The sequence below is a fragment of the Acinetobacter sp. UBA991 genome, from assembly GCF_002292065.1.
Taxonomy (GTDB): Bacteria; Pseudomonadota; Gammaproteobacteria; order Pseudomonadales; family Moraxellaceae; genus Acinetobacter; species Acinetobacter higginsii.
This window is the reverse complement of the sequence record NZ_DBBF01000027.1, coordinates 130,540-141,953: the sequence shown is the minus strand read 5'-3', so window position 1 is coordinate 141,953 and position 11,414 is coordinate 130,540. Positions and strand designations below refer to the sequence as shown.

Annotated in this window: 13 protein-coding genes and 1 CRISPR repeat array; of the genes, 4 read left to right on the top strand and 9 right to left on the bottom strand. The window is 39.8% G+C overall.

The annotated features are described in order from the left end of the window. The first annotated feature begins 133 nt into the window (after positions 1–133). Together B2727_RS11450 and coq7 are read left to right on the top strand one after the other, a co-directional pair. Positions 134–1,453 carry an MFS transporter gene (locus tag B2727_RS11450; protein WP_032858926.1) on the top strand — a complete coding sequence of 440 codons (1,320 nt, stop codon included), beginning with the start codon at positions 134–136 and terminating at the stop codon, positions 1,451–1,453. A gap of 3 nt (positions 1,454–1,456) precedes the next feature. Then, entirely contained in the window at positions 1,457–2,092 is a 636-nt protein-coding gene (coq7, locus tag B2727_RS11445) for a 2-polyprenyl-3-methyl-6-methoxy-1,4-benzoquinone monooxygenase (RefSeq protein WP_005313273.1), read from the top strand. A gap of 59 nt (positions 2,093–2,151) precedes the next feature. On the opposite strand, the gene B2727_RS11440 is transcribed toward coq7, so the two are convergent. The 9 genes from B2727_RS11440 to B2727_RS11405 form a co-directional block, all read right to left on the bottom strand. Continuing rightward, positions 2,152–2,616 carry a hypothetical protein gene (locus B2727_RS11440; protein ID WP_033132963.1) on the bottom strand — a complete coding sequence of 155 codons (465 nt, stop codon included), beginning with the start codon at positions 2,614–2,616 and terminating at the stop codon, positions 2,152–2,154. A 140-nt stretch (positions 2,617–2,756) separates the two neighbouring features. Further along, complete coding sequence (locus B2727_RS11435) at positions 2,757–3,308, bottom strand: DUF2799 domain-containing protein (RefSeq protein ID WP_005313269.1); 552 nt, start codon at positions 3,306–3,308, stop codon at positions 2,757–2,759. Between the two features lie 40 nt (positions 3,309–3,348). Further along, the gene (locus B2727_RS11430) at positions 3,349–3,783 is read right to left on the bottom strand and encodes a 2-amino-4-hydroxy-6-hydroxymethyldihydropteridine diphosphokinase (RefSeq protein WP_033132964.1); all 435 of its coding nucleotides are present in this window, start codon (positions 3,781–3,783) and stop codon (positions 3,349–3,351) included. Then, positions 3,740–4,120 carry a dihydroneopterin aldolase gene (folB, locus tag B2727_RS11425; protein ID WP_005313266.1) on the bottom strand — a complete coding sequence of 127 codons (381 nt, stop codon included), beginning with the start codon at positions 4,118–4,120 and terminating at the stop codon, positions 3,740–3,742. The genes B2727_RS11430 and folB overlap by 44 nt, the downstream gene beginning before the upstream one ends. 26 nt (positions 4,121–4,146) lie before the next feature. Continuing rightward, positions 4,147–5,445, bottom strand: a complete 1,299-nt coding sequence (locus tag B2727_RS11420; protein WP_004806458.1) for an ABC1 kinase family protein — start codon at positions 5,443–5,445, stop codon at positions 4,147–4,149. Between the two features lie 56 nt (positions 5,446–5,501). Beyond that, positions 5,502–6,230: a HesA/MoeB/ThiF family protein gene (locus B2727_RS11415; protein WP_171526002.1), complete on the bottom strand. Its 729-nt coding sequence runs from the start codon at positions 6,228–6,230 to the stop codon at positions 5,502–5,504. Positions 6,231–6,521: 291 nt separating this feature from the next. Further along, positions 6,522–6,790: direct repeats of the CRISPR family, unit length 28 nt; unit sequence GTTCATGACGGCATACGTCATTTAGAAA. A gap of 58 nt (positions 6,791–6,848) precedes the next feature. Then, positions 6,849–7,292 carry a hypothetical protein gene (locus B2727_RS20030; protein WP_033132965.1) on the bottom strand — a complete coding sequence of 148 codons (444 nt, stop codon included), beginning with the start codon at positions 7,290–7,292 and terminating at the stop codon, positions 6,849–6,851. Between the two features lie 57 nt (positions 7,293–7,349). Beyond that, a complete protein-coding gene (locus B2727_RS11410) occupies positions 7,350–8,381 on the bottom strand; it encodes a lipase secretion chaperone (protein WP_033133000.1) in 1,032 nt (343 codons plus the stop codon). A gap of 83 nt (positions 8,382–8,464) precedes the next feature. Next, positions 8,465–9,481: a lipase family alpha/beta hydrolase gene (locus tag B2727_RS11405; RefSeq protein ID WP_033132966.1), complete on the bottom strand. Its 1,017-nt coding sequence runs from the start codon at positions 9,479–9,481 to the stop codon at positions 8,465–8,467. A gap of 278 nt (positions 9,482–9,759) precedes the next feature. Between B2727_RS11405 and B2727_RS11400 the strand changes: the two genes are divergently transcribed. After that, a complete protein-coding gene (locus tag B2727_RS11400; protein ID WP_033132967.1) occupies positions 9,760–10,779 on the top strand; it encodes a helix-turn-helix domain-containing protein in 1,020 nt (339 codons plus the stop codon). A 56-nt stretch (positions 10,780–10,835) separates the two neighbouring features. Then, positions 10,836–11,411, top strand: coding sequence for a flavin reductase family protein (locus B2727_RS11395; protein WP_004806443.1), 576 nt, complete (start codon positions 10,836–10,838; stop codon positions 11,409–11,411). Positions 11,412–11,414: the final 3 nt, after the last annotated feature.

Sequence of the window (11,414 nt, the reverse complement as noted above, 5' to 3'; positions counted from 1 at the left end):
TCGTTTTTGATGGGTGAAATAACTTCAAATCTTTGATTTTTCATCCAATCAGACATAGGTATCATACATGCATTTCATCACATTTTTACAGTTCGTCACATTTTTTTATAAATCACAATGAAGTGAACACACGATGAAACAAGACGAGCACTTAATGACTTCGCGTCGGTTCGCCCCGATGTTTTTCACTCAGTTCTTTGGCGCACTTAATGATAATGTTTATAAGCAAGCGCTGCTGTTAGTTATTACCTATGGCTGGATTCAACAACAAAGTGCCCCTGTCAGTACCCTCAATAATTTAGCTGCCTTATTATTTATTTTGCCCTACTTTTTCTTTTCAGCGACTGCTGGTCAAATTGCAGATAAATACGAACGCTCGCAACTAATTCGCTTCATTAAAATATTAGAAATCGTGATCATGTTAATTGGTACTGCTGGCTTCCTGCTTGGAAACTTGTGGTTACTGCTGTTTGCCTTGTTTTTAATGGGCACTCATTCCACCTGTTTTGGCCCAATCAAATATGCGATTTTGCCTGAAATACTAAAACCACAAGAACTCATGTCAGGCAATGCCTTGTTTCAGTCAGGTACATCGATTGCGATTTTACTGGGGATGATTTTAGGTGGTGCCGTGATTGCCACGTCTGAAGGTAATTTACTCTGGATTAGTCTCACCGTCGTTACAATTGCTTGCTTAGGCTATTTATGCAGTCGATTTATTCTCCCACAGAAAGTCGCCGCACCTGATTTAAAAATTGACTGGAACTTTATTCGTACCAGTTTTCAAACCATTAAATATGCCAAAAGCATCCCTGTCGTATTTGTAATTTTGTTGGGTAACTCTTGGTATTGGTTCTATGGCGCAACCTACCTAACCCAGATTCCGCAACTAACTCAACAAAACCTGCATGCTTCGGAAAATGTGGTGAGCCTATTACTCACCTTTTTCTCGGTCGGTATTGGTGTCGGTTCTTTACTTTGCCGAAAAATTGGTGGGTCAGACATTAATATTAAGATGGTGCCCTATGGCGCAATTGGTTTAACCGTTTTCGCGCTATATCTGGCAGCAAGTCTAGCCTTTGTGCCTGAGCGTACGGGTGACTTACTCAGCTTAAAAGATATGTTTACGCTCGGTGCAGTCTATTATCATGTGATGTTGGCAGTGACTTTACTGGGCATTAGTGGTGGATTTTATATTGTGCCACTCTATGCCATGATGCAGGCCTATTCACCACGCTCACATCGAGCACGAGTTGTGGCAGCAAATAATATTTTAAATGCTGTATTTATGGTCTCTTCCGCAATTTTTTCAATTTTAATCTTAAGCATTTTAAAAATTGATATTAAAATCTTATTTACCATTACCGCTGTTTTAAGTGCAATTTTTTCATTTTGGTTATTAAAACGCCTAAAACCTTTATTGGAAAATGCTCCCAATACTTTAGAGGATTAATCTATGCGTCATTACACAGGTCTCGATAAAGTAATTCATTCTTTTGATCAAGCCTTACGTAGTTTGGTACCAGGCGCGACCAGTGCACAACGGACGAATCCCGCCAGTGATGAACCATCACAACTTTGTGTCAGTGATGCCCGTCATGTTGCAGGCTTGATGCGAGTTAATCATAGTGGTGAAGTCTGTGCTCAAGCGCTTTACCACGGTCAGGCATTAACAGCAAAACTACCGCATGTCCGTGAAGAAATGCAGCAAGCCGCGATTGAAGAACAAGACCATTTGGCTTGGTGTGAAGATCGCTTAAAAGAATTAGATAGCCACACCAGTGTATTAAATCCAATTTGGTATGGCCTGTCTTATGGTATGGGGGCAATTGCAGGAATTGCAGGCGACAAATATAGTTTGGGGTTTGTGGCAGAAACTGAACGTCAAGTTAGCCAACACTTACAGGAACACATTCAACAACTTCCTGCACATGATGAACGTTCACGTAAAATTTTAGTCCAGATGAATGAAGATGAATTGCATCATCGCGATACCGCCTTAGAAGCAGGTGGTGTGGACTTACCAGCACCTGTACGGATTACCATGACTGCCATTTCAAAACTCATGACTAAAACCAGTTATTATCTTTAAGTTATCCAAGGGAATTATTACGAGGTAATTCCCTTTTCTTTTAACTGACACGATCAAAATTAACGAAATACAATTTTACCTTTATCAGTTGAATAACGGTCATTCCAAAAGCTCTGCGACTGCTTGTCTAAATCTGTAAAAATCGTGTAGTCGATTTTACCTTGTCTAAAACTTAGCTGATCATTCTTCTTTACTGCAATAACACGTGTGTCATTCACCCAAACCCGCTGCTGTTGATCAATTTTAATCAGAGCCAATATTGAACCATCCGATCTCTCAGCAATCCACTGTGGTTGCTGCGTTGTTGCTGATGCACTCGGGCTTGATACCTCTACCGTCTGCTCGACAAATCCCGCCTTGCTATTTTCTTCTTTGCTTTTGCTAATATCACAACCCTGTGCTTCACTGACTTGGGTACAACCCGATTGTTCTAATTGTTGTCGATATTTGGCATCAATTGCATAGGCTGAGTTCATGCTGCCACAGAGGATAATCCCTAGAGCAATAAGTAACTTGGCTTGCATAAATAATTCCTTCATTATTCGCTTGTTATCTATTTAACCATCCCTGTATACATGCGTATGTAACTCAAGTGTGTTTCGTCACAAACAAAAATCCATGGGCTTAGCCATGGATTTTTAAATCATCACTCAAACATCACTGCTTAATACAAACCATGTTCGGCCTTAAAGCGTTCTAGATCTCTGACAGCCTGATGATAACGTGACTGTACCCAACTACTATTGATACGTAGATCATATAAACGTTTTTGATAATCATCCCGAACTTTGCTTGAGAGATCTTTTCGTTCTAGCTCTTTCAAATAACGGTTCATATCATTTTGGGAGCGATTAAACTCTGAATCTGCTTGATAATATTCATTGGCAACTTGGTAGTAACTGCGCAAGGATTCACGTTTTTCGATTGGACAAACACGAATATCGCCACGACCTTCGAGCGCTTCACTAAAGATAATTTCGGGTCGGCAATAATAGCCTAGACCTTTTTGATAGCCTTGTTCATATAGCTTTTGATTGGGCACAATATTGGCTTTTTGACAGGAAGAATAGTATTTATCTAAACGGGATTCATGCCCATCGGAGCCATCTCTTTCGCCCACATTAAACCAATTTGCTGTTTTGCATTGCTCGACACTCATGGCCGCACAACCCGAAAGTAAAACCGTTAAAGTCGATAAAATTAAAATAAGTTTCATAAAAAACTTCCTATTATTATAGTGTTACTTTATCAAAGTATTACATTGTAATGACAGGATAATGTATGCTTTGAAGATAGGCTAAATCTGCATGCTGCCATAAATCATATAAAGGAATTTTTACATCCAAAGCCAATGGTAACTTTTTGGGATTAAATTGCATATGATCTAAAGTTTCACCCCACGCAATCACATCAATATCCAAACTGATGTGATGTGACGGGCGAACTCGACCAGACTGCATTTCTAATTGTTTAAGGATTTCTGTCACTTCATCGACACAAAGGCGACTATTTAATAGGCAGGCAGAATTCCAATAATCAGCCCCAATCCCGTCTCGACATGGAATTTCATAAATCGGAGAAAATTCCACTGTACCCAAACTTGCGAGCTGCTCATAGGCAAAAGTGAAATTTTGTTGCTGCTGGACATTACTCGCCAGTGCGAGCGCAAAAATTGTTTCTGTTGCGTTCAAGGCGAATTCCTACTGCATTGGCTTGTGCAATGATGGCGGGTTTGCGAATGGTGATACTGATCGATTCGATCGAGGGGAAAGTCCTAAATAGACATTCAAGTACCAATTGTGCAGCGTGCTCAATCAGTTTCGGTTTCGCCTCTTGTATAACTTGGGCTGCAAGCTCACAAAGCTGCGCATAGTTGAGCGTATCTTCTAGCTCATCCGAATGGGCAGCGTGTGATAGATCATTATGAATGGTGAGATCTAGCATTAAAGGTTGAATAATCTGGCGTTCCCAATTGAAACAGCCAACCACAGTATCAACCTTCAACCCTTCAATTATAATGGCATCCATAATGACCTAATGAACCGATAAATAAATTAATGCTTTAAAAACGAAGCAGGTTCAATATTGTGAACCATTTTTAAACGTTGGTCAGCATAAATATCGGTATATGGTGCGAGAACACGCATGAAACGATCAAAATATAGCATTTGCTTAAATAACAAGGCGAAGTCACGCGGGAATTTGATACCGTGACGCTCACCGACAGCCACCATATCCATCATGATGTCATTCAAATCTGCAGGATTGGAACTGAGAATTTCTTGCGGATCTGCCAATAACACACCACTAAATAAGCGCTCTAAATCATCAGCCAAGACTTGGGTATCAATTTTCTGATGAGTCATGCCCATTTTCAGCATGTTTTCAGCCATTGCGTTGTAATTGGTATGCTGTAAAGCATCCATAAACGCCATACATGCCGTCCATACTTCAGGATTTAGCTGTCCAACAATACCGAAATCAATAAAACCAATACGGCCATCTTCAAGCAACATCAGGTTGCCTGCATGTAAATCCGCATGGAAGCTCTTACATAACATTAAACTGCCAAACCAAGTATTCATCGCAGTAATCAAGACCTGTGTTGGGTCTTTGGCATATTGTTTCACCACATCAAAGTCAGTCAATGACACACCATACAAACGCTGCATAGTGAGCACACGGCGAGTCGAAAACTGGTGATAAACTTTTGGCGCAGTTGCCGCTTGATTACCAGACACATTCAAGTACTGAATAAAGTCATCTAGGTTCTGAGCTTCTTCAATAAAATCGACTTCACGAACCATACGTGTTTTGATCTCATCTACGATTTCAGAAAGCGATGCAAACTTGATTTTTGGTACAGCTTTTTCTAAAAGTTTTGTCGCCCAATGCACTACATTTAAGTCGGTATATAAAATGGTTTCGACACCAGGTTTTTGAACCTTTAACACCACATCTTCACCCGTGACTAGTCGAGCGGCATGGACTTGTGCTATTGAGGCTGAAGCCAAAGGTTTTTCATCAATAAAACTGAAAATTTCATTGAGATTGCGGCCTTCAAATTCCTCGGCCAATACTTTTTGAATATAGCTAAATGGTAAAGTCGGGGTTTGATCTAAACAGCCTTGGAATTCCTGAACATATTCGCGGGGAAATAAAGACGGCGTACTGGCAATAAATTGCCCCAGTTTGATATAAGTCGAACCAAGCGATTCAAAGGTCTCACGCATAAGTTTGGCGTTACTTGGTTTTTCAGTTGCATATTTCACACCTGCTTGTGCTGCAACCACCACTGTTTCACCAATACGTGCAACAGATCGTAATCCATCGAATAAAATATTTCTTTTCATAATCTTTCTTGCCTCACAGATGGCATTAGTTTAGCAAATTTTGCTCAATTTACCGATCAAGTTGCCTGACAAACTGGACAATTTACATCTTTTTCAAATTTAAGAATGCGTTGCGATAGATTTAAGCCGTTCCAAAGCAACAATTTTTGCTTAAGTGGGGTCAAACCCAAGCCTAAAAACAGCAAAGTGTGATGTGCTTGTAATGACGCTATCATTACAGGTGTGGTTGCCAATACGCCTGACTCTGCACAGCGTAGCCCTTCATTGGCATGCTCTTCTTTCGGAAACAAACATTCATAACAGGCTGAATCCGATTCCACCATAAACATCTGCCCTTCAAAACCAATGGCTGACGCACTGATCAGTGGGACTTGATGTTTTTTACACACCGCATTGACCAGATAACGGGTTGTAAAATTATCACAACCATCTAAGACTACATCTTGATGCTGTACGAGTTCATCAGCATTCGTTTCATCAAATCGTATATTTTGATAGCTGACCTGTATATGCGGATTAATGTCTTGTAGATGTTTAGCCAATATTTCGGCTTTGTACCGACCTAAATCATTTGCTGTAAATGCGATTTGTCTTTGTAGATTACTTATTTCAATGGTATCGGCATCGACAATGGTAATCTTGCCCACACCTGCGCGTGCCAATAGCTCGGCACTGGTACAACCTATCCCACCTGCTCCGATAATCAGCACATTCGCGAGTTTGAGTTTTTCTTGTGCTTCGATATCCCAACCATCTAATAAAATCTGACGACTATAGAGATGCATTTCCTCATTGCTTAGCTCAAATTCGTTTTCTAAATGGTCTGACACGTGACTTGCTTCTTTATCATCAAAGGTAATGCTGATTTTAAGTCGATGTATGCTTAGAGGAAAGTAATAAATTGGAACGAACATGGTTTTCTTTTGACAAAAAGCTATTTTTACCCCAATATTTTTCTTACTCTTTAACAGCTTAATAAAATCAATAAGTTACTATATCAGTTAAAAACTTTGGGTATTTCTGCCTTTTTGGATATAACCTGATGTTTTAGCTTATATTATTTTCATTATTTTATAGTTCATGACGGCATACGTCATTTAGAAAAGACGGGACGGCATCACCGAACCGCGCTGATAGTTCATGACGGCATACGTCATTTAGAAATTAGTCAAGACCATTGTAAAATCCCACTTTTGAGTTCATGACGGCATACGTCATTTAGAAATATCGATTTGATGCTCAAAGCGCAATTAGGGCGTTCATGACGGCATACGTCATTTAGAAATTTGGCCACTCAACATATCTTCCTGAATGGTTGTTCATGACGGCATACGTCATTTAGAAACATGAAATGAAGAACGTGCTCTGGCAGTGGTTGTTCATGACGACATACGTCACATAAATTAATGTTCTAACTTGAAATAAGATTTAAACTGAAAACCACGATGTATCACAGCATTTAAAGAAATAGGAAATCGAAGTCTGGCTGTTTGTAATACTTGAAGAACCCATGTTTTTTCGGCTAAAAATTCAAATAAGATTTTATCATTGCATATTCTCGGGCCAGTAAAGATATCTGTCTGATAAGCCAGTCCTATCCATAATGACTCCAACAATATATTTTTATCCAGATCGACTAAGGCCAAAGTTAAAGTTTCCTCAAAGATACAATCATGGCTAAGGAAAAGAAGATAGCAGTGCGAATATACACAGACCACACCTTCTAACACTTTACCCTCAACCATAACCCCTGTCTTTTTTCCCCTAACCATGACTTCAGACTGAGGCAAACTCTTATCTGTCATATCTTGGATTAATTCTAAACCGATATAATCAGCCACATACATATTCAACTTTGCCTAATAAAATGATTACCGATTATATTTCCATCTATTACTTTGACTCTACTTCCGATCATGCATCATTTCATATGACTGCGCTCTCAATAGATCTTCTTTAGTTCCAAATGATTGATTGCGTAACTGATTAATCGACTGTTGTTTACTGGCATCACTCGCATCACTTTTTAAAATTTGGTCACGTGCTGCCAAATATCCATTCACCTGCGTTTGCCATCCAGCTTCTTCTTGATCAACCTTTTCCAAACGATCAGCCGCTTCAGGCCCTAATAGACTTTCACGCATATTGCGCAGCTCTTGTGCGGAACCACCTTTTTCCCGTACCTCTTGAGTCAGTTGCTGCAATTCAGCAAATTGCATTGAAACCCGAACACCATCAGCCAAAGTTGTTGGAAGTTGATCAATCAATTTCGCCAACTCAGTCGCCTTTTGCTGAGCGGTCAGGGTTTTATTGGCATGAATACGCATTTGATCAATATTGAACTGGTTCAAATTACGTTCATTGCCAAATAAAGCATTGATCTCAGCCGCATTAAAAAATTGCTGTTGTACTTTGTACATCTGCTCAATTACTTTTTGATAGCCATCAATATCACCAGTTTTAAAATTGCCCGTCGGTTTTATATTTTTCAAGGCGTGAGTATAAGCAACATATTGATCTAGCAGATAACTGGCATAACTTGAAGCCGTGTCAGGTAAAGTCGCACTGAGATACTGTCGAATATCGGCAATCAATTCCGTTTCAGTTTTTTCACCTAAACTGGAAAAGAAATAATCAAAACAACTGCGAATTCCAACGGTTAAAATCAATTTACCATTGGCATCGACCTGAATCGGACAGTCAATTTCGGTGCCTCGCAATGAAGATGCCAATTCAGGCATTTTGCCTTTTAAATTATTTTGCGCACTCACCTCTAAGCCATTTTCGGAGACCTGTGATTGAGCCTGCTGATTTGGTGCTTGCTGGGTATTTTGAGGATCTGGTTTAAATATCCAATAGATTAAAGCCAACAAGAGCAATAAACATACGATTAAAACTATACTGATGGTTTTATTATTCAAAAATTTACCGTTCATCATCCCTTGCTCTATTTATCATTCTTTCTTTGTTTGAACCGTTAAAACCAAAGGAGCAACGGATTGCTCCTTTGGTAAATGAATTATAAACCTTGATTTTTTAAGCGATTTGCTTGAGTACGATAAGGTGTTACTGGGTTCTGTAAGAATCCAACTAAACCGAGAATCTGATTCACTTCATCCAAATGGTTAAATGCATAATTGTCACGAATCACGGTGCCCAAATGACTCGAACAACGTGGCACTAAACCATCATTTTCACCAGAAATCAGTAAAGAAGTTGCTGTTAATGCATAATCCATCGGGTCTAAAGCATTGGTAAATGGACTGGTTCCACTCCATGAATAATAACGTACACCATTGACCAGTTCTGTTCCTGAACCACAAGCTGTGGTTGGTACACCTGCTGGAAAACGTTGGTTAAAGTTTGCTGAACCGCTAGTGGTTAATGAATTTAAGCCCGCCAGTGCATCTTGATCATAATAATGTCCTGAACCAATCCCCACCAACGAGAAGAAGGCATTCACCCCTGCCGCAATAATCGGTGCAAGTGCTGGGCCCACAGGTGATTTAACCACTGAGTCAACCACATCTGCAACATCTGAGCCTTTGGTTGGACCACCCACTGCTGTGACTGAAGCAACTTTGTTAGGTAACAAACTTGCGACATAACGAACCGATTGAGAGCCATGACTATGGCCAATTAAGTTAATTTTCTCCGCACCTGTAATCGCTAATACTTGTTTCGCCTGTAGCAATAATTGCTCGCCGCGTACCTCCGATGAATTAAAAGAAGCTTGCTGTGCAACAAAGACATTCGCACCATTACCCACCAAGTCCTCAGTAATGCCATTCCAATATTGCAAAGGGCCAACAGCAGAGAAGCCTGCCATCCCGTGCGCAAGTAGAATTGGATACTTGGTTTTTGCATAGCTTGATGTAACACTGGTGCTACCGCCGACTGAACAAGAGTTCACATTACAGTTTTGCCATGATGCTTTTGGTGCAAAAAAATCGAACAAACCTGCATGTACCACAGATCCACTACTCACCAATATGCCCGCCATTAGCGTCATGACATTTAAATATTTTTTCTTCACGTTTTGCTCCTAGCATTTTTCATTTTTATTACAACGATTTAGTCTTTTTCTTCGTATCTGGAATCATTCCGAGCATACAAACGACTGGCAGAAATTATACTCCTTCGAAATATTGTGTGATTTTTAGACTAAAACAAACTGTGCCAAAATCATAACAATTCGTGCCAAAATTACGCTGGATTGAAAAAATTCCGATGAATGTACATTTTCAAATCCATCACTCTGCTTTAATTTCAGAATGAATTGGATCAGCTTTAAAATGGAATTTACTTCGCACTATGAGTATTCCCCGTCTTCATAATCAGCATTTTATTAGCAGCTCTTATGCACACCTACTGAGTGAGGTGGTATCACGATGGAATATTTCAGCTGAAACCTTATTTTGGGGCACTGGTGTTGAAATCGAAAAACTATCTGATCTCAATGATAAGATCAGTCTGAATGCTTTTAAAAAAGTGATTGCCCGAACCATTGAGTTAACACAAGAACAAGGCATCGGTTTTTATGCAGGTACACAATTAAAAATCAGTTCGCATGGCTTACTCGGTTTCACCGTTGCCATTTCAAAAAATGCCTTAGAAGCGATTGAAACCATTAATCAATTTGTCAGCTTGCAATGTTCATTTGTCGAATTAAATTTTAAAGTTGAAAATGAGCTCGCCTATTACAACATTGCCTATGATCGTTCCTTACTAAATTTTAATGATGAATCGGATACACAAGCCTACGAATTTAGCTGTATTTTCTTTCTGACCGGTTTTGTGCATTTAGTCCGTTTCTTTATTCCAGATTTCAAACCAAGTGTTGATCTACAATGTAAATATCCTGATTATTTTTCTCGTTTTACTGACATTTTGACATCAACTTTCGCAGAAATACGTTATGAACAGCCTTATACCCGCTTAATTGCCGCCGCAGCTTTTCTAGAGGCGCCACTCAGTATGGCCGATCCGCTCACCGCAGAAAAATTTAAATTACTGTGCCAAAAAGAATTGGATGAACTACTTACAACCCAAGATATTTTACAACGAGTCAAATATCTAATTGATGATAAAACAGAAGGCTTACTAAGTATTGATCAAGTTGCTCAAAAGCTAAACCTGACCAAAAGAACCCTACAACGGATGTTGCAAGAAAAAATGATCAGCTTTCAAACTTTGTATGATGAAGTCCGAAAGGAGAAAGCCAAGAAACTGATGCTGAATCCGTTTATAACCAAAGATGAGCTGGCTAAAAAGCTGGGGTATTCCTCTCTTTCAAGTTTTAATCGTGCCTATAAACGTTGGGAAATTGAATAAAGTTTTGCTGAAGTTTATGTAACAATGGAGCGATGTCTCAACCTTGTGGATGTTATATGAGTCAGTCAGAAATTACCGCTGTTGAACTTTCTAAAGCCTATCGCCTGCTCAATCATGGCCCGACAGTTTTGGTTTCTGCTCAGTATGGGCAAGAACGCAATGTCATGGCCGCAGCTTGGGCTTGTGCATTGGAACTTACTCCAGCCAAAGTCACAGTGGTCTTAGATAAAAGTACCAAGACTCGCCAATTGGTTGAGCAAAGTGGTTATTTTGCCTTACAAGTGCCCTGCTATGCGCAAATTGATATGGTGCATCAACTCGGAAGCATTAGCCAGTTTGATCATCCAAGCAAGTTAGAAGAATGCAAAACTGAATTGTTTTACCAAGATGATTTTCCTGTCCCACTGGTAGCAGGTAGTCTGGCTTGGCTGGTCTGTAAAGTGATTCCAGAACCACACAATCAACAAGCGCATGATTTATTTATCGGCTCGGTGGTGGGTGCTTGGGCTGATTCACGGGTATTCCGCGATGGACATTGGCACTTTCAAGAGGCCAGTAAAGCGTTGCGCAGCCTGCATTACATTGCAGGCGGTACATTTTATCTGATTGGGGATGAAGTTAAGGCCAAATAATCT